15 protein-coding genes are annotated in these 19,702 nt (G+C 59.0%); 10 read left to right on the top strand and 5 right to left on the bottom strand.

Annotation, left to right across the window (positions count from 1 at the left end):
- Positions 1-180 precede the first annotated feature (180 nt).
- From xdhA to ACR0FG_RS09045, 8 genes are all read left to right on the top strand, one after another.
- Positions 181-1,578 (top strand): xanthine dehydrogenase small subunit, encoded by a 1,398-nt coding sequence (gene xdhA / locus ACR0FG_RS09080; protein WP_480892218.1) that lies wholly within the window; start codon positions 181-183, stop codon positions 1,576-1,578.
- On the top strand, positions 1,575-3,977 hold the full coding sequence (gene xdhB, locus ACR0FG_RS09075) for a xanthine dehydrogenase molybdopterin binding subunit (RefSeq protein ID WP_480892215.1): 2,403 nt from the start codon (positions 1,575-1,577) through the stop codon (positions 3,975-3,977). The genes xdhA and xdhB overlap by 4 nt, the downstream gene beginning before the upstream one ends.
- Entirely contained in the window at positions 3,977-4,954 is a 978-nt protein-coding gene (gene xdhC / locus ACR0FG_RS09070) for a xanthine dehydrogenase accessory protein XdhC (protein ID WP_480892213.1), read from the top strand. The genes xdhB and xdhC overlap by 1 nt, the downstream gene beginning before the upstream one ends.
- A complete protein-coding gene (locus ACR0FG_RS09065) occupies positions 4,951-6,468 on the top strand; it encodes an ABC transporter ATP-binding protein (protein ID WP_480892210.1) in 1,518 nt (505 codons plus the stop codon). Before xdhC ends, ACR0FG_RS09065 begins: the two co-directional genes overlap by 4 nt.
- A 63-nt stretch (positions 6,469-6,531) precedes the next feature.
- Positions 6,532-7,614: an ABC transporter permease gene (locus tag ACR0FG_RS09060; protein ID WP_480892208.1), complete on the top strand. Its 1,083-nt coding sequence runs from the start codon at positions 6,532-6,534 to the stop codon at positions 7,612-7,614.
- A 1-nt stretch (position 7,615) separates the two neighbouring features.
- The gene (locus ACR0FG_RS09055) at positions 7,616-8,536 is read left to right on the top strand and encodes an ABC transporter permease (protein ID WP_170713344.1); all 921 of its coding nucleotides are present in this window, start codon (positions 7,616-7,618) and stop codon (positions 8,534-8,536) included.
- A 31-nt stretch (positions 8,537-8,567) separates the two neighbouring features.
- On the top strand, positions 8,568-9,641 hold the full coding sequence (locus ACR0FG_RS09050) for a BMP family ABC transporter substrate-binding protein (protein ID WP_480892205.1): 1,074 nt from the start codon (positions 8,568-8,570) through the stop codon (positions 9,639-9,641).
- 195 nt (positions 9,642-9,836) lie between these two features.
- The gene (locus ACR0FG_RS09045) at positions 9,837-10,757 is read left to right on the top strand and encodes a hypothetical protein (RefSeq protein ID WP_480892203.1); all 921 of its coding nucleotides are present in this window, start codon (positions 9,837-9,839) and stop codon (positions 10,755-10,757) included.
- Between the two features lie 66 nt (positions 10,758-10,823).
- Here ACR0FG_RS09045 and ACR0FG_RS09040 read toward each other — a convergent pair whose 3' ends face one another.
- From ACR0FG_RS09040 to ACR0FG_RS09030, 3 genes are all read right to left on the bottom strand, one after another.
- Positions 10,824-11,732 (bottom strand): DMT family transporter, encoded by a 909-nt coding sequence (locus ACR0FG_RS09040; protein ID WP_480892202.1) that lies wholly within the window; start codon positions 11,730-11,732, stop codon positions 10,824-10,826.
- 61 nt (positions 11,733-11,793) lie between these two features.
- Positions 11,794-13,026 carry an HlyD family secretion protein gene (locus tag ACR0FG_RS09035; protein WP_480892200.1) on the bottom strand — a complete coding sequence of 411 codons (1,233 nt, stop codon included), beginning with the start codon at positions 13,024-13,026 and terminating at the stop codon, positions 11,794-11,796.
- A gap of 3 nt (positions 13,027-13,029) precedes the next feature.
- Complete coding sequence (locus ACR0FG_RS09030; protein ID WP_480892197.1) at positions 13,030-13,446, bottom strand: hypothetical protein; 417 nt, start codon at positions 13,444-13,446, stop codon at positions 13,030-13,032.
- 164 nt (positions 13,447-13,610) lie between these two features.
- Between ACR0FG_RS09030 and ACR0FG_RS09025 the strand changes: the two genes are divergently transcribed.
- Positions 13,611-14,684 (top strand): NAD(P)/FAD-dependent oxidoreductase, encoded by a 1,074-nt coding sequence (locus tag ACR0FG_RS09025; RefSeq protein ID WP_480892195.1) that lies wholly within the window; start codon positions 13,611-13,613, stop codon positions 14,682-14,684.
- Positions 14,681-15,334 carry a DUF938 domain-containing protein gene (locus tag ACR0FG_RS09020; protein ID WP_480892193.1) on the top strand — a complete coding sequence of 218 codons (654 nt, stop codon included), beginning with the start codon at positions 14,681-14,683 and terminating at the stop codon, positions 15,332-15,334. The genes ACR0FG_RS09025 and ACR0FG_RS09020 overlap by 4 nt, the downstream gene beginning before the upstream one ends.
- 287 nt (positions 15,335-15,621) lie before the next feature.
- Here ACR0FG_RS09020 and ACR0FG_RS09015 read toward each other — a convergent pair whose 3' ends face one another.
- Positions 15,622-18,129: a GcvT family protein gene (locus tag ACR0FG_RS09015; RefSeq protein WP_480892191.1), complete on the bottom strand. Its 2,508-nt coding sequence runs from the start codon at positions 18,127-18,129 to the stop codon at positions 15,622-15,624.
- Between the two features lie 174 nt (positions 18,130-18,303).
- Positions 18,304-19,701, bottom strand: a complete 1,398-nt coding sequence (locus ACR0FG_RS09010) for an FAD-binding oxidoreductase (protein WP_480892188.1) — start codon at positions 19,699-19,701, stop codon at positions 18,304-18,306.
- Position 19,702 lies beyond the last annotated feature (1 nt).

The raw sequence follows: 19,702 nt of genomic DNA, 5'->3' as shown, positions 1-19,702 counted from the left end.
AAAACACCGACGCGGACGCGCTGCTGCTGGTTAATGGTGCATCACATAGGTAGTTTTTCTTGCCAGACAACCCGCGCTGTTTCTAACATCAAACGGCAAGCGATACGCCCGCCACTCTTTCTACGTCGCATCGAAGGAGGGCCCAACGGGCGCAACAGGGTAAGGCGACGGGTTTCTCGAATGAATATCACGTTTCTTCTGAACGGAGAGACAGTGGACCTGGCGGATGTCGATCCGACAGCCACCCTGCTGGACTGGCTGCGCGAGGATCGCGGCCTGACCGGCACCAAGGAAGGCTGCAACGAAGGCGACTGCGGGGCCTGTACGGTGATGGTGTCCGACAAGGACGGCGCCAAGGCCCTGAACTCCTGCATCCTGTTCCTGCCGCAGTTACACGGCAAAGCCGTCCGCACCGTCGAAGGTGCCAGCGGTCCCAACCAGGAACCCCACCCTGTACAACAGGCGATGGTCGATCTGCACGGCTCACAATGCGGCTTCTGCACCCCCGGCTTTGTGATGTCGATGGTCGCAGGCCACGCCAATGGCGCGACCGACCACGACACCCAGCTTGCAGGCAACCTGTGCCGCTGCACTGGCTACGCCCCGATCATCCGCGCGGCTCAAGCCGCCGAACCCCACCCCGTCCCCAAATGGGTCACCAACGACCAGTCCTTCTCTTGTTCGGAAATACCTCGGGGGGAGGCCGCAGGCCGGGGGGCAGAGCCCCCCTTCCTACCCGAAACCGCCGACGAACTGGCGGCGCTTTATGCAGAATACCCCGACGCGACCCTCATCGCTGGCGCCACCGATGTTGGCCTCTGGGTCACCAAGCAACTGCGCGACCTCGACCCCGTGATTTTCCTCAGCCGCTGTGAGGACCTGAAACAGATCACGATCACCGAAGATGAAATTCGCTTCGGAGCGATGGTCGACATGAATCGCATGGGCGAAGCTCTGGCAGACCACCACCCGTCCTATGCCGAGATGATCCGCCGCTATGCCAGTGTTCAGGTGCGCCACGCCGCCACCGTCGGCGGCAATATCGCCAACGGCTCCCCCATCGGAGACAACCCGCCCGCTCTGATCGCATTGGGCGCAACCCTGCATCTGCGTAAGGGCGACACACGCCGTTCCATCCCGCTCGAAGATTTCTTCATCGACTACGGGAAACAAGACCGCGCACCCGGTGAGTTCGTCGAGGCTGTCAGCTTCCCCCGTCAACCGGACAGACTTAAGACATACAAGCTCAGCAAACGGTTCGACCAGGATATTTCCGCCGTTTGCGGTTGTTTCAACATCACCGTCTCGGACGGCACGGTCACGCAAGCGCGCATCGCGTTTGGCGGTATGGCCGGAACTCCGAAGCGGTCAACCCATGTCGAGGCCGCGCTGGTCGGCAAACCGTGGACGCGTGAGACCATTGAGAGCGCGCAATCTGCCTTTGCCGACGATTATTCACCACTCACGGACATGCGCGCCTCGGCCACTTATCGTCTGGAAACGGCTAAGGCCATGCTGGAACGCTACTTCCTCGAAGATCAGGGTGAAGTGACCAATGTGCTGGAGGTGTCGGCATGAGTGTGACCAAGCCCCTCCCCCACGACGCGGCACCTCTGCATGTGTCTGGCTCAGCGCGGTATGTAGATGACATCCCGACGCCTAAAGGTTCATTGCATCTGGCGTTTGGACTCAGCCCGATTGCCAAGGGCAAGATCACCTCGATGGACCTGTCCGCAGTCAACTCCGCGAAAGGCGTCGTCATGGTCATGACGGCGGCTGATCTGCCCTTTGCCAACGATGTCTCGCCCTCGATCCATGACGAGCCGCTACTATCTGATGGCACGGTAAACTATATTGGCCAGCCGGTATTTCTTGTGGTCGCAACCAGTCATCTGGCCGCCCGCAAAGCCGCGCGTCTGGGCAAGATCGACTACGCCGAAGAGACCCCCATACTGACGGTCGAAGAAGCGCTGGCCGCCAACAGCCGGTTTGAAGATGGTCCCCGCATTTATGTCAAAGGTGATGCCGACACGGCTATTGCCAGCGCGCGCCACGTGATCGAGGGGTCTTTCGAACTGGGCGGGCAGGAGCATTTCTATCTTGAAGGTCAGGCCGCGCTTGCTGTGCCGAACGAAGGCGCGGATATGCTGGTGCATTCCTCGACCCAGCACCCCACCGAGATACAGCACAAGGTGGCAGACGCTTTGGGTGTTCCCATGCACGCAATCCGGGTTGAGACCCGGCGCATGGGCGGCGGCTTTGGCGGCAAGGAGAGTCAGGGCAACGCTTTGGCGGTTGCTTGCGCCGTGGCAGCGCGCGCGACGGGCAAGGCGTGCAAGATGCGTTATGATCGCGATGATGACATGATCATCACTGGCAAGCGCCACGCCTTCCGCATCTCTTACAAGGCCGGGTTTGATGAGCACGGTCATATTCAGGGAGTTTCCTTCCTGCATCACGCGATCTGCGGCTGGGCGCAGGACCTGTCGCTGCCCGTCGCCGACCGCGCGATGCTACATTCGGATAACGCCTATCTGCTGCCAAATGCCCGGATCGAAAGCCATAGGCTGAAGACCAACACCCAATCCGCCACCGCCTATCGCGGGTTCGGCGGCCCTCAGGGTATGGTTGGTATCGAACGCGTGATGGACCACGCCGCGTATGTGCTGGGGCTGGATCCGGTCGAACTGCGCCTTCGGAACTACTATGAACCGGCGCACAAAGTTGCCGAAACCGAACCGGCAGAGAAACCGCTGGGCCATCCCGACCCGCACGAAGACCTGACCAGCCGGGGCGCGGTTGAGATGGGCGACGCACCCATTCGCCCGTTACCCGCAGGGGGCAATACAACCCCCTACGGCATGGAGGTCAGCGACTTCGAGCTGCATGGCATGACCGAAGCCTTGCTGAAATCAAGCGACTATGCCGCGCGGAAAGCCGCCATCGCGAAATGGAATACCGAGAACAGCGTGATCAAGAAGGGCATCGCCTTCTCTCCGGTCAAGTTCGGGATTTCTTTTACGCTAACGCACCTCAATCAGGCGGGCGCGCTGGTGCATGTGTATCAGGACGGCTCGGTCCACCTGAATCACGGTGGCACCGAGATGGGACAGGGTCTGTTCCAAAAGGTCGCGCAGGTGGCGGCCTCGCGCTTTGGCATCCCGCTTGAGATGGTGAAGATCACCGCCACCGACACCGCCAAGGTGCCGAACACCTCGGCAACTGCGGCCTCGTCGGGTAGCGACCTGAACGGCATGGCGGTGAAAGCGGCCTGCGATACGATCCGCGACCGGATGGCCGATTATCTGGCCGAGCGTCATCAGGCCGATCCGTCGACTGTTACCTTTTCTGACGGCCAAGTTTCAGTTGGCGAAGAACGCTATTCCTTCGCCGAAGCCGCTGCGCTGGCTTATCAAGGCCGCATCAGCCTGTCGGCGACCGGGTTTTACAAGACGCCCAAGATCGAATGGGACCGGATCGCCGGACGCGGACGCCCGTTCTTCTACTTCGCTTACGGTGCCTCGGTCACCGAGGTCGCTGTGGACACGCTGACTGGCGAGAACCGCATCCTGCGCACCGATATCCTGCATGACGCGGGCGCATCGCTGAACCCGGCACTGGATATCGGGCAGGTCGAAGGCGGCTATGTTCAGGGTGCGGGCTGGCTGACGACCGAGGAACTGGTCTGGGACGGCAAAGGCAATCTGCGCACACACGCACCCTCGACCTATAAAATCCCCGCCTGTTCAGACCGGCCCGATATTTTCAACGTCGCACTTTGGGATGGCGAGAACCGCGAGGACACGATCTATCGCTCGAAAGCGGTGGGTGAGCCGCCATTTATGCTCGGTATTTCCGCCTGGCTTGCGCTGTCGAATGCGGTAGCAGCCTGCGGAGACGCTTACCCCGCGCTGGACGCGCCCGCCACAGCCGAGGAAGTCTGGAATGGCGTCCAGAGGATGAAGGGAGGCATCTGATGGGATTTGATCTGGAAGCTTTGAGGGAGGCGGTCAAAACCCACGGGCGCGTGGTCCGGGTGGTCATCGCCGGTATCAAGGGATCGTCCCCGCGTGAGGTAGGGGCTGCGATGCTTGTCTGGAAAGACGGGCAAAGCGGCACGATCGGGGGTGGTACGCTGGAATATCAGGCGGCGCAGGCCGCGCGGGCACAGACCGTGGCATCCTGTCTGACACATCACGCGCTGGGACCTGAGATGGGGCAATGCTGTGGCGGTGCGGTTTCGCTCTTGTCAGAAAGCTACGACGCCGTATCCGTCGCCCGTCTTGGTGGGGAGTACATCGCCCGACCTGCGGTGCCGTTTTCCGTACCGGAAAACGGTCCGGAAACCTTCAAGGTTTCCGGCGCCGAACCGATGGCGGTCAAACGGGTTCTTGCACAGGCGCGCAATCAGGGCGTCACCCCCAAGCCGCAACTGATCGATGACTGGATGATCGAACCGGTTCACAAACCGACCCGCAGCATGTGGATCTGGGGCGCGGGCCATGTAGGCAGAGCGCTGGTGGATGTTCTGTCTCCTCTCCCAGACATTGCAATCACCTGGATCGATACCGGCCCTGAGAGATTTCCAGACATTATTCCCGAAGGTGTAACCGACATTCCCACGGCAAAACCTGCCGAGTTGGTCCGCCACGCCCCATCTGATGCCGAACATCTGATTCTGACTTATTCGCACACTCTGGATCTGGAGCTGTGCAACCGGCTGCTTTTGCAGGATTTCCGCTTTGCGGGGCTGATTGGCTCGGCTACGAAATGGGCGCGGTTCCGGTCGCGGCTGGCGGCCCTTGGGCATCCGCACGAGCGGATCGGCCGGATCATCTGCCCGATTGGCGATCCAGGTCTGGGCAAGCACCCGCAAATGATTGCCGTGGGCGTCGCTGCGCAGATTCTGCGCCCGGCTCGGCAGAATGACTTGAAGAAGGACCAAAGCGCGTGACCACTCCATTGCTAAGCTTGCAAGGGCTGACCAAAGCCTATCCCGGCGTTGTGGCCAATGATCAGGTGTCCTTTGACATCGGTCAGGGCGAAGTTCACGCCCTGCTGGGCGAAAACGGCGCAGGCAAATCCACGTTGGTGAAAATGATCTATGGGCTGGTGAAGCCTGACAGCGGTACGATGCGGTTGGACGGTCAGCCATATGCCCCGCCCGAACCCCGTGCAGCGCGGGCTGACGGGATCGCAATGGTGTTCCAGCACTTCTCGCTGTTCGACGCGCTGAACGTGGCCGAGAACATCGCGCTGGGGATGGAAAACCCGCCACCGATGGGTGATCTGGCATCGCGCATCCGCGAAGTATCGGAAACCTATGGTCTGCCGCTTGATCCCTATCGCACTGTCGGCGATCTGTCGGCGGGCGAGCGGCAACGGGTCGAGATCATTCGGTGCCTGTTGCAGGATCCAAAGTTGTTGATCATGGACGAACCGACCTCGGTTTTGACCCCTCAAGAGGTCGAAATTCTGTTCGAAACCCTGAACAAATTGCGGTCCGAGGGCACATCGATCCTCTATATCTCGCACAAGCTGGAAGAAATCCGGACACTGTGCGATCACGCGACCATTCTGCGTCTGGGCAAGAATGTCGGTGAATGCGTTCCGTCTGAGACTTCGGCGCGGGACATGGCCGAGATGATGGTGGGCTCGACCCTGCAAACCCCTGAGCGTTCGGGGCGGGAGTTCGGAGACGTTGCGCTGGATATCAGTGGAATGTCGGTGCCTTCTCCGTCCGAGTTCGGGACTGCGCTTAGGAATATCCACATGACCGTCCGCAAGGGCGAGGTTCTGGGGATCGGCGGCGTCGCCGGGAACGGACAAGACGAATTGCTGGGCGTGCTGTCCGGTGAAATCCTGACCGCTGCAGATGCGATCAAATTCAACGGACGGGCCATCGGCAAGCTGGGCCCAACCGCGCGGCGCAAGCTGGGTGTGCTGACCGCGCCGGAAGAACGGCTGGGTCACGCGGCTGCTCCGGATATGAGCCTGACGGAAAACGCCCTGCTCACCGGATCGGTTCGGGAAGGGTTGGAACAAAACGGTTTTCTGAAATGGACTGAAACACAGAGCTTTGCCGAGAAGATCATTGAGGCGTTCGATGTGCGCACTCCGGGTCCGGACAATGCTGCGCGGTCACTTTCGGGCGGGAACCTGCAGAAATTCGTGATCGGTCGCGAGGTGTTGCAAGACCCTGATGTACTGGTGGTGAACCAGCCGACCTGGGGTGTGGATGCCGCTGCCGCAGCCGCCATCCGACAGGCCATTCTGGACCTCGCCGCCAAAGGCACCGCCGTAGTCTGTATTTCTCAGGATCTGGATGAGTTGATGGAAATCTCGGACAGTTTTGCCGCCCTGAACGAAGGACGGCTGAGCGCGCCGCGCGAAACCAGGGGTCTGACCGTGGACGAGATCGGCCTGATGATGGGTGGAGCCCATGGGATGGAGGTGGCGCATGTGTGATCCGTGGCGTCGCCTTCGGCGAGAGTATTTGGAAAAAGATGAAAAACGTTGGGGAGCAAGCAGATGATTGTGTTGGAGAAACGGCCACAGCCGTCAAAAGCATGGTCCTATGCTACACCGCTGGTCGCGGTGATCGCGACGATGGTGTTTGGTGGCATTCTGTTTGCCGTATTGGGCAAAAACCCGGTGCAGGCCATCGGGACGATCTTCTGGGAACCGTTGTTCGGGGAGTTTTCGTTCTATTACCGGCCGCAATTGCTGGTGAAGGGTGCCCCGCTGGTGCTGATCGCAATTGGCCTTTCATTGGGCTTTCGCGCGGGTATCTGGAATATCGGTGCTGAGGGGCAATACATTATGGGCGCCATTTTTGGGGCCGGAGCCGGGCTGGCCTTTTATCCCCTAGACGCGTTCTATATCTTTCCGATCATGGTCATCGCGGGCGCCTTTGGTGGCTGGCTGTGGGCAATGATCCCAGCCTTTCTGAAGGTCCGCTTTGGCACCAACGAAATCCTTGTCTCACTGATGCTGGTTTATGTGGCCGAGCAGATGTTGGCCTCGGTCTCGTTGGGGCTTCTGAAAAACCCCGAAGGGTTCGGCTTTCCGGGGTCGCGCAATCTGCAATCCTATGAGAGTGCGCATAATGCCGAGCTGATTGCGGGCTCGGGGATGCATTGGGGGGTCGTGGCGGCCTTTGTCGCGGTGATTTTCGCCTATGTTCTGCTGAACCGCCATATGTTGGGCTTTCACATCCGCCTGACGGGTGAAGCCCCGCGGGCGGCGAAATTCGCAGGTGTGAATCCGGCGCGGCTGATCCTGTTCTGCCTTGGCATGTCCGGCGCATTGGCTGGCTTGGCAGGGATGTTCGAGGTCTCCGGACCGTCTGGCGTGGTCAGCATCGATTTCAACGTGGGCTATGGCTTTACCGCGATTATCGTAGCCTTTCTGGGCCGCCTGCACCCTGTGGGCATCCTGCTGGCCGGTTTCCTGATGGCGCTGACCTATATCGGCGGGGAAATCGCGCAGTCTCAGCTGGGTCTGCCCGCTGCCGCCATTCAGGTGTTTCAGGGGATGTTGCTGTTCTTCCTGTTGGCCTTCGACCTTTTGACCAATTACCGCATTCGTGCGGCCCGTAGCGAGGTAGCGTGACATGGATCTTACTGAAATCAATCCCGTGCTCTTGCTGGCCTCATTGATGGTGGCCGCAACCCCCCTGCTGCTGGCAGCGATCGGAGAACTGGTTGTCGAGAAGGCAGGCGTTCTGAACCTTGGGGTCGAAGGCATGATGATCGTTGGCGCTATCAGCGGCTTTGCGATCTCGGTCGAGACCGGCTCACCCTGGCTGGGTTTTGTCGCGGCGGCCATTGGCGGGGCTGTCCTGTCGCTGCTGTTCGTGGTGCTGACGCAGGTGGCGCTTGCAAACCAAGTGGCCAGCGGTCTCGCGCTGACGCTCTTTGGCCTCGGTTTCAGCGCCCTGATGGGGCAGCGTTATGTCGGGATCAAACCGCCGGATATGGAGGACATTCACATCCCTTTGATCAGTGATATTCCGGTTCTTGGTCCGATCCTGTTCCAGCATGATCCAATCCTCTATGTCGGGATCGCATTGACCGCCGCTGTCTGGGCCACGCTGAAATACACCCGCGTTGGTCTGATCCTGCGCGCGGTGGGTGAAAACCACGATGCCGCACACGCGCTGGGGTACAAGGTCATCAAGATCCGCATCATGGCGATCCTGTTTGGTGGGGCCTGCGCAGGTCTGGGCGGGGCTTACATCAGCCTGATCCGCGTGCCGCAATGGACCGAGGGTATGACCGCCGGTGTCGGCTGGATCGCCCTTGCGCTGGTGGTTTTTGCCAGTTGGAAACCGTGGCGTGTCTTGCTGGGCGCCTATTTGTTCGGCGGCATCACCGTTTTGCAACTTAATTTGCAGGCAGCGGGCGTTGCCATCCCTGTCGAGTATCTGGCAATGTCGCCCTATATCATCACGATCCTTGTGCTTGTGATCCTTTCGGCGGACAAGAGCAGTGCACCTGCCTCGCTGGGCCGAACCTTCCATGCCTCACACTAGGGGCCAACTGAACCAACTTGGGGAGTAACACATGAAATTCACTACACTTTTAGCTAGCGCCGCCATGGCGTTGGGTCTGGCCTCGGGGGCCATGGCCCAGGATAAGACCAAGGTCGGTTTCGTCTATGTCGGCCCGGTGGGTGACGGAGGCTGGACCTATGAACACAACAAGGGTCGTCTGGCCGTTGAAGAGGAGTTCGGCGACAAAGTTGAGACCGTCTTTGTCGAATCCGTTCCCGAAGGCCCGGACGCCGAGCGTGTCATGACTCAGATGGCGCTGGAAGGGGCGGATCTGATCTTCACCACTTCGTTCGGTTATATGGATCCGACCATCAACGTGGCCAAGAAATTCCCGAACGTGAAGTTCGAACATGCCACCGGCTATAAGACTGCGCCGAACGTTTCGGTCTATTCGGCACGCTTCTACGAAGGTCGCGCTGTTCAGGGCCACATCGCGGGCAAGATGACCAAGTCGAACATCATCGGCTACATCGGCTCGTACCCGATCCCCGAAGTGATCCGGGGCATCAATTCGGCATATGTCCATGCCAAAAAGGTAAACCCTGATGTCGAGTTCAAGATCGTCTGGGCCTACACATGGTTTGACCCGGCAAAAGAGGCTGACGCCGCTACCGTTCTTATCGAACAGGGCGCAGACGTGATCCTGCAGCACACCGACTCGACCGCGCCGCAAGCGGCTGCGCAAGAGGCTGGCAATGTTGTCACCTTCGGTCAGGCCTCGGACATGAGCGAATACGCGCCCTTCCCGCGCGTGTCTTCGATCATCGACGATTGGGCTCCGTACTACATCGCGCGGACAAAGGCCGTGATGGATGGGACCTGGGAAACCGCGAACACCTGGGATGGCATCCGGGAAGGCATGGTTGCAATCGGCGAGATTTCGGACGCGGTTCCGGCCGACGTCAAAGAAGAAGCACTGGCGTTGAAAGCAGCAATGGCTGCGGGTGAATACCACCCGTTCACCGGCCCGCTGAAAAAGCAGGACGGCAGCGACTGGCTGGCTGAGGGCGAAGTGGCCGATGACGGTACTCTGGCTGGTATGAACTTCTATGTCGAAGGGCTGGAAGGCGAAATTCCGCAGTAACGGATGACCCATCAAGACTTAGAAAAGACCCGCGACTTGCGCGGGTCTTTTTTTGTGTGGACATCCGTGAAGTTTATTAGCCTGTTGCGCGGATGCTCAACTTACTTTCAGAGGGCCGCAATGAGCCCAAATTGACGTATAAGCACAAATAGTTTTGGGTGGTTATCTCAAGGAAAGTAAGTAGCCAAACCAGCAATGTTTTCAGACAACATAAACCCTGAATGGCCCGAAGCGGCTTGTGATTATTTATCGAATGCCCTGCCATTGGCTCACAACGGCAAGGGCTGGGATCACAGCTTTTCAAGTGCATTCCAAATGGGCTGTGAGGCGCTCGCAAAACTCGGCTATGCCCGCGAAACCGAATGGGGCGCAGTTCCACTTGATGCGCCTAGACGTCCTGCTGTGTTACCTCGTTGGGACGATATCTGCGTTGCAGTGCTTTATCTGGCAAGCCAGCGAAATGAACTGTCGTACAGACTACTTGACGGAAGCCTGCCGCCACCCAAAAAGGAACAGTTTGTCGTAACTCTAGTAGGTGGCCCTCCGCTTCCTAGTGTAAACATAAACCGTTCCAACGGACTTGGCTGTGCACACGCTGACGATAAAGTTCTTAAGGTTCTCGGTGCATTAGGTCTTTTTGGAACTAACACTTGGACAAAAAAAGCGGAGCTGCTTTTCTGGCGCGTTCAACCCAAGACTTGGGACATGAGCATCTCAACTGACCCGCGTTTTGTTGATGCTCTGGCAAAGGCTTGTGAAACGATGCCTGCTGACATTCGAGATGAACTGACCCGCCTTACAGTAATAACCGACGAAGATGTTGATGACAGCGTGGCGCAAAGCAAGGCGTCAATCGAACAGATGCGAGCAAGGTACGGCTCGAAGGCCCAACTCGGTAAGCCTTGGACAGAAGAACGGGCACGACGTGGTCTGGCTTTATCAAGAAGCAATAGTATCGATTGGTTGTTCTTTCGTCGGTGGCGTATTTCGGACGGCTGGTTAACGTCAGAACAGGCAGCCAACGCACTAGAAATCTTTCATGATCCACTTGCCATGCAAATGCGACGCTCTGTTATCCAGAAGCTCTTTCCAAATGCACAAATTCGCAACGAATGAATTTCGGCTTTGTCCGCAAAGCAACAATCAACCCCACCGCCCTCCAACGCAGTATGCTTGCACGGATCAGCGCGAGCGCAGGGCGATAATCGATCCTGCGGCAGCAATGCAGCCGATCCCCATAGCCTGCCAACCTCCGACCGGTTGATCGAAGGCGATCCAGGCGAACATTGGGCCTGAGATCATGACCGAATACTCGAACACCGAGACATAGGAAGGCTCGCCCAGTTGGTAAGACTTGATGATCATGAAAACACCGCACACGGACCCCACGGCCTGCATCAGGATCAGCGGCACAGCGTCCCACATCGGCCAGACCCAGGGCCGGGTTACAAAAAGCACCTCATCACCGGGCTGCCAGATCGGCCAAACAGCCAGAGCGGCGGTGCCCACCGCCCCAGACAGCCCCAGCATGATCCACATTCCGGCCAACAGCGCTACGGTGCTTTCTCCGGCGCACAGGCTGCGTGTGGCAATGGCGCCCAGCGCATAGAAGAACCCCGCGCAAACCGGGATCAGAACGTTCAGGTCAAAATCTGACGGGTCTGGTTGCAGCACAAGTATAATCCCCAGAAACCCGACTGCGACGGCCAGTATCCGCCAGATGCCGATGCGTTGCCCCATCACTCCGGCTGAAATCAACAGGATGAAGATAGGAGAGGTGAACAACCCGGCCAATGCCTGTGCAATCGGCATCATCGCAAGCGCTGAAAAGTAGAACAGCATCGAGATGGCGACCAACAGGCTGCGCAGGGCCACGGTCCAGAACCGGACGGGCATCAGGCTACCCAACCCCAACAGAGGCAGTACAGCCACCAGTGGCCAGGCCATCAACGCGCGCGACAGGTGAAACTGCCACAATCCGATATGTTGGGACAGGGGCGCGATGAAATTGTCGATCACCCCGATAATCACCATCGCGCCGATCATCAGTCCCGCGGCCAGCAGGGGCCTGTCGCTGTGAACTACAGACATTTCACACTGGCCTGCGGGCGACTGAGGTTATTTGGCAGCCCAAGTCGCCCCTGATCAGGCATCAATGGCCGCTCAGAACCAGCGTATTCACCGGCATCAGGATCAGCCGCAAACGCAGCCCCGCCGCATGAACCACGCCGATCGTATCGACCACATGCAGGAACGCACCCTCCCAAAAACCATGTTCGCCATGTTCAAGCCGTTCGTGGTTGTCGGTATAGACATTCGCCAGACAATTGCTGCCCGGTGGAATGTCATCCGCCATGCCTTTGTAAAGAGGTTCCAGATACACAAGGATCGATCCCGGATTGGTGTTGGTCTGCACATCCCGCAACTCGTCCGACGGTCTGATCTGGCCCGAGGGGATGACATCCTGCACCTCGACCACCACTACGGGGATCACGGTGAAGGGCTTGGTCATGCACCCAAGTTCGCCGATCATGCCGGGTTTGATAACCTGTGCCGAAAGCTGATTGAACGCCGCCTGAAACCGGTCATGGCCGGAATGCGACGGCACAAGAATACCCGCAGGCCGCAGCAGGGGATTAACATAATCGCCAACCTGCAGGCCAAACTGTTCGACCCGGCCCGAGACGCCAGCGTTGATCACCGTCTTGTCCAATTCGGTCAGCGCCGCATCAAGCTGCGCATTGGCGCTGGTCAACTGCGCCGGAATCAACTCTTCAATCTGCTGCACAACCGCAGCACGCTGGGATTCCGCAGCTGTCACCTGAGCTTCACGCTCGGCGACCAGATTTTCCAGCCGGTCGATCTCGGCCATGCGAACGGCGCTTGATCCTTCGTCACGCAGGGTGGTGTTACGTTCCAGATCCTCAAGCGCCTGATCCAGCGAGGCTTTGGCCCCTGCGATCCCCGCCTCGGCCTCGGCAAGATCGGTCTGGGCAACCTTCAGCGAGGCCTGAACCTGCGCGATTTGCGCGTTTGCGGCCTGAACCTGTGCTTTCTGGGTAAAATCCTCGATCCGGAAGATCGGCTGACCGGCAACGACCTGCTCGTTATTGCGCACATACACCTCGGACACGCGCCCGCCGACCTGCGGCAGGATCGTCACGGTGCGAAAGAAGGACGCTGCGGCGCTGCTTGAGGGATGGAAGTAGAACAGCGTCGTAATCACCGTCAGCGCCAGAATGGCACAGGTGGTCAGGCCCCAGCGCAACTCGTACCACATCGTGAACAGGGTAATCTCGTGCCCGATCCGCTTGCCCTGAACGAAGCGACGGAACAGATAGTCAGGCAGCACCGTAACCAGGGCGCACATCAATGTTTCCAACATATCCTAGTGCTCCTGCGTCGCGGTGGGTTCAACGGCAGCGGGCTCCTCGACTACAGGCGCGGGCTCGGGCGGTCTTTGTGGCGCAAGTGACCGGATCGCATCGGCAATCCCACGCAGGGGCGCCGCAAAATCCGGGAACTGGAAACCTGCCACCAGTATGGCCGCCACCCAGAACAGGCCGTTATGGGTAAACAGTGCCAGCAGAGCCAGAATACCAACCAACTGAAACTGCGGATGGTTCGATTCATGCGCGATCTTTTCGGGGATCGAATGCAGGGTGAAATAGCCCACCCCGATCAATATAATCACGACAACCGTGAATATGAGCATGAAAGTAAAAAGAAAATCGCTTCCATCCGCCTGGGTCACATAGGACGGAATATGCCCCGTGGCCATTGGGTGTAGATCCGCAGTGCTCACCCTGTCCTCCTGTCTTTTAACTGCATCTTGTTTGGAGCGGTTGGTGCACAAATTCAAGGCTGCTTGTGGTCCTTGAAGGTTTTTGCCTGTTTCTGGCAAGCCCCCAATGGTCGACAAAAGCGCAACTTGATTGCAGTCGTCCTGTTCGTGTGGGATCAAAGGCCATGATCGATTTTCTTGTTATCGGCGGTGGAATTGCAGGGCTCAGCGCAGGCGCTCGCCTGTCCGGCCATGGGTCTGTTACGGTACTCGAAGGGGAAGACGCGCTTGGCTATCACAGTTCGGGGCGGTCTGCTGCTATGTTCGAGGAAGACTACGGGCCGCCTTCCGTGACAGCCCTGAACCGGGCCGGCGCACAGTTTCTGAAGTCTGAAAATGGTGGGTATCTGACCCCGCGCGGTCTTATGCTGCTGGCCGGAGCCGATCAGGCCGATCTATTCCAAACCGACATCGAAGCACTGAAGCTGGATCCGATCCCGTTGGATCAGGCCTGTACCCGCGTGCCGATCATTAACCCTGAAACTGTCGCTTTCACCGCCCTCAATGAGACCGCATCCGACATCGACACCGATCGTCTGCTGCAAGACTTTGCACGAACCATACGGGCCAATGGCGGTACGGTTCTGACCCGCCGCAAGGTATCCCGCATCCGCAAGGATGGTCACTGGATCGTCGAAGCGCAGGATAGTTTTGACGCCCGGATTATTGTGAACGCGGCCGGTGCCTGGGTGGATGAAATTGCTGTCATGGCCGGGATCGATCCAATCGGAATAACCCCCCGCCGCAGATCCATGGCACGGCTTCCTGCCCCCGGCGGACATGACGTATCGGGCTGGCCCATGATGTTGGGCGCAGGAGAAAGCTGGTACGCCAAACCCGACGCTGGAAAACTTCTGGTTTCCCCGGCAGACGCCGACCCGGTCCCGCCGCAGGACGCATATGCTGACGATATGGTTCTGGCTGAAGGATTGGCCCGGTATGAGGCGCTGGTTACAGAAACGGTCACGCGGGTCGAAACAAATTGGGCGGGACTACGCAGCTTTGCCCCAGACGGAACGCTAGTTCTGGGGCCTGATCCGGCAGATCGCAGCTTTGTCTGGACCGCAGGTCAGGGGGGATATGGGTTCCAGACCTCACCCGCGGCGTCTCGGCTGGTTGCGGACCTGACGGTTGGCGATCAACCTGATCTGGACATGGCGGATATAACAGCCCTACGACCGGACAGGTTACGCGCATGACAGGACGAAAACTGCCACCAAATGCAAGCGTTGCAACCCAAGGTCAGGATGGCCGCCTTGTCGCACCCGCCGCAAGCCGCAATGCCGACGCCTTGTGCGATCTTGTGGCCCGTTACGCGCCACCCTCAGGTCGAGCGCTGGAACTTGCCAGCGGTACCGGGCAACACGCCGCCGCATTCGCCGGGCGTTTGACCGGGTTGCATTGGCAGCCCAGCGAAGTGGATCGCGAACGCCGTAACAGCATCGATGTCTACGCCAGGGGCCTGCCAAACGTCGCCCCGGCTGTCGACCTGAACGCGACCGCTGAAGGGTGGCACCAACATCATGGCGAGAAGGACCTGATCGTTTTGATCAACCTACTGCACCTGATCAGTTGGGCGGAGGTTCAGACATTGGTTGCGGAAGCGGCGCAAGCGCTGCGGTCTGAGGGGATTTTGATCCTCTATGGCCCATTCATGCGCAACGGCACTCTGACAAGCGACGGGGACAAACGGTTCCATGACGCGTTGATCCAGCAGGATATAGAAATCGGTTACAAGAACGACACCGACATGATCGATCTGCTGCAGAGCTGCAAACTGATCATGGTTGATGCTGTAGAGATGCCCGCAAATAATCTGGCCTTCATAGCAAGCAAACCCAAGACCTGAGCACATCGGCGCGGCTTCAAAGCCTGCTTACGCAGGCTTGCCTCTGGCGGAGGTATTTTTGAACAGAAGAAGAAACGGTTTGTTAACCTACCAAGGCGCATAGTGTCTTTGCGGCACAGGCGGAGGCGCCGATGGCCGCAACAGGAGAAGGCCCCCCTCGCCAAAAGCAGGGGGGCTGGATCTTGTGACCAGCCCCCCGCTTCTTCTGTTAATAAATACCTCCGCCGGAGGCATGGGCCGCCAGAGGCGGCACATTCACGATGCGCCGCGCTTGGATCAGACCAAACTCAGCCGTCCTTGCGGATGGTTTCGTTCTTCGGATCATAAGGGCTGTCGCAGGTTACGACCGCATCCCACAGCTTGTCCTGGATCTTGACCTGTAGCTTGGTGCCTTCGACCGCCAGCTCAGGCTTCACATAGCCCATACCGATGGATTTCTCGAATGCGACGGAATATCCGCCCGAGGTCAGACGGCCCACACGCTCACCTTCCGGGGTATAAAGCGCCTCGCGGCCCCAAGGGTCGGCATCATCCGGCCCATCGATCAGCATGGTGCAGCACTTAAAGCGCACGCCGGTCTCTTCCAGCTTAACTTTGCCGTAGAAGTCTTTCGACAGATCGACAAAGCGCGGCAGGTCGGCCTCAAGCGGGGTCGCGTCGCGGCCCAATTCAGTGCCAAATGCGCGATAGGATTTCTCCTGACGCAGCCAGTTCTGGGCGCGCGCGCCAACCAGCTTCATACCGTGCTTTTCACCGGCTTTTTCCAGCAGGTCGAACAGATAGTTCTGCATCTCGATCGGGTGGTGCAGTTCCCAGCCTAGCTCACCGGTGTAGGCCACGCGGATTGCGTTGACTGGGCACATACCAAGTTCGATCTGACGGGCCGACAGCCATGGGAAGCGCTTGTTGGACAGAGCGGTTTCCGGATCGGCGTCCTTGATGACCTCTTTCAGAACGTCACGCGATTTGGGTCCGGCGATGGCAAAGACGCCCCACTGCGTGGTTACGTCCTGGATCTCGATGTAGCCGAACTCCTCCATCTTGTCCTCGGCCGCCTTGCGCAGATAGTCGGCGTCATACTCGGTCCAGGCACCGGCAGAGACAATGTAATAGTTATTCTCGCCATTGCGGACGATGGTGTATTCGGTGCGGGTGGTGCCGTGCGAAGTCAGCGCGTAGGTCAGGTTGATCCGACCGACCTTGGGCAGCTTGTTGCAGGTGAACCAATCCAGGAACTGAGTCGCTCCGGGGCCTTTGACGACGTGCTTGGTAAAGGCCGACGCGTCGATTAGACCAACGCCTTCGCGGATCGCCTTGGCTTCGTCGACGGCATATTGCCACCAGCCACCGCGGCGGAAGCTGCGGGCGTCATGGTCGAAGTTCTCTGGCGCGTCGACGGGGCCAAAGTAGTTGGGGCGCTCCCAGCCATTGACCCAGCCGAACTGAGCACCGCGCGCTTTCTGCCGGTCATAGGCCGGAACCGTACGCAGCGGGCGGCAGGCCTCACGTTCTTCGTCGGGGTGGTGCAGGATGTAGACGTGCTCATAGCACTCTTCGTTCTTGCGCGCCGCGAATTCGGTGGTCATCCAGTTGGACGAGTACCGTTTGGGGTCCAGCGAGGCCATGTCGATTTCGGCTTCGCCATCAACCATCATCTGCGCGAGATAATAGCCGGTGCCGCCTGCTGCGGTGATCCCAAAGCTGAAGCCCTCGGCCAGCCACATGTTGCGCAGGCCCGGAGCCGGACCAACCAACGGGTTGCCGTCGGGGGTGTAGCAGATTGGGCCGTTGAAATCGTCTTTGAGGCCCGATTCAGCGCAAGACGGCACGCGTTCGGCCATTGCCATGTACTGATCCGCGATCCGGTCGATATCCAGCGGGAACAGGTCGGCGCGGAAGCTGTCCGGTACACCATGTTCGAACCGGGCCGGCGCGCCGTGTTCGTAGATGCCCAAAATCCAACCGCCGCGTTCTTCGCGCGCATAGGATTCATTGTCGGCGTCGCGCACGACAGGATGTTCCGGGTTGCCTGCTTCGCGCCATTTGACCAGCTCAGGGTCTTTGTCCATGACGATGAAAGTGTGTTCGACCGGGATCGCTGGCATCTTGATGCCCAGCATCTTGGCCGTGCGCTGCGCGTGGTTGCCCGATGCGGTCACGACATGCTCGGCGGTGATCACCACCTGCTCGTCGCTTTCAACCAGGTTGCCGCCCTTCTCCACCATCTTGGTGCAGGTGACTTCCCAATGCGTGCCGGTCCAGTGGAAAGCATCGGCTTGTAGCTTGCGCACGATCTCGACCCCGCGCTGGCGCGCGCCCTTGGCCATCGCCTGTGTCACGTCGGCAGGGTTAATATAGCCATCCTCGGTGTGATAGATCGCACCTTTCAGATCGCCGGTTTCGATCAGCGGCCAGCGCTCTTTGATCTGTTCGGGGGTCAGCCATTCATAGGCGACATCGCAGGTTTCGGCGGTCGAGGCATAGAGCATGTATTCGTCCATGCGCTCTTGCGTTTGCGCCATGCGCAGGTTGCCGACGACAGCAAAGCCCGCGTTCAGGCCGGTCTCTTCCTCGAGCTGCTTGTAGAAATCGACCGAGTATTTGTGGATATGCGTTGTCGCGTAGGACATGTTGAACAGCGGCAGCAGACCAGCTGCGTGCCAGGTCGACCCGGACGTCAGCTCGTCCCGTTCGATCAACATCACATCATCCCAACCTGCCTTGGCCAGATGATAAGCGATCGACGTCCCGACGGCGCCGCCGCCAACGACCAGTGCTTTGACTTGGGTTTTCATGAGCCCGTTCTCCGGATTGAGTCTGTTTGGCAAGGTTTATGCCCAACCAGAGCCCAAACCGCCAAGTCCATCCGACGCAATTGCGCACAAAACCGACGCCGGTGAAAAACTAGCGGCCTTTTACAGCGTGGCCGCCGTTGCGATTGAGTATTTGGGAAAAGATGAATTTCGTTTTCAGACGATCTTGCCGGGGTTCATGATGTTGTCCGGGTCCAGCGCGGCCTTGATTGCAGCCATCACCTGTGTTGCCGCACCCAGTTCTTTGACAAGATAGGGCCGTTTGCCCTGACCGATCCCATGTTCGCCCGTGCAGGTCCCCTCCATCGAGATCGCAAGTTCGTTCAGCCAGCCAACAAATTCATCGGCCTTGGCGACTTCATCGGGGTTTTCCATATCGATCAGCAGCAAGGTGTGAAAGTTGCCATCGCCCACATGGCCCACGATAGGGGCCAGCAGACCAAGCTTTTCGGCTTTTGACTGAGCTTTGGTCACGCATTCAGCCAACCGCGAGATCGGCACACAGACATCGGTGGAGATACCACGCGCGCCCGGGCGCAGTTGCAGGCTGGCCCAATACATGTCGTGCCGGGCTTGCCACAGCTTATTACGCTCTTCCGTGGTCGATGTGGCAGTAAAATCCGCGCCGCCAAACTCTTCGGCAATCTGGCCGAAGGTTTCCGCCTGTTCGGCGGCACCGTTGTCTGATCCATGAAATTCGAGCAACAACAGTGGCGTTTCGGGCAGGGCCAGCCCGGAATAGGCGTTGGCGGCGCGCACCGACATCTCGTCCAGCAGTTCGATCCGCGCTACGGGGATGCCGTACTGGATCGTAATCATCACCGCCTGACAGGCCGCATCTACTGTAGGGAAGGAACAGCGGGCTGAGGTGATCGCTTCGGGGATGCCCTGCAAACGCAAGGTGAGTTCCGTGATGATGCCCAGCGTACCCTCGGCCCCGATCAGCAAGCGGGTCAGATCATATCCGGCCGACGACTTCTTGGCGCGTTGCCCGGTGCGAATGATCTGCCCGTCAGGCATGACGGCTTCCAGGCTCAGGACGTTGTCTTTCATCGTGCCATAGCGCACCGCGTTGGTGCCCGAGGCACGCGTCGCCGCCATGCCGCCCAGAGACGCGTTGGCCCCCGGATCGATGGGGAAGAACAGACCCTGGTCGCGCAAATGGGTGTTCAGATCTTCGCGGGTCACACCGGGCTGAACAACACAGTCCAGATCACCCGAGTTCACCTTAAGAACCTTATTCATCTGGCTCAGATCCACCGAAACACCACCTGCCGGTGCATTTACATGCCCTTCCAGAGAAGTGCCTGTGCCAAACGCAATCACCGGCACTTTGTGCGCGGCACAGGTTTTGACAATCTCGGACACTTCTTGGGTCGAATGAGGGAAAACCACGGCGTCGGGGGACTGGTTTTCGATCCAAGTGGTCGTGTGCCCGTGTTGTTCACGGATCGCCGCGCCGGTTTGCAGCCTGTCCCCGAAACGTTGCTTGAGAATACCGACCACAGTTTCGATGCCCGTGTCATTGCGCGGCAAAGTGGCTGCCTGCACCATC

The sequence above is a fragment of the Ruegeria sp. E1 genome (assembly GCF_056534225.1).
This window is presented reverse-complemented; position numbering and strand designations above follow the sequence as displayed.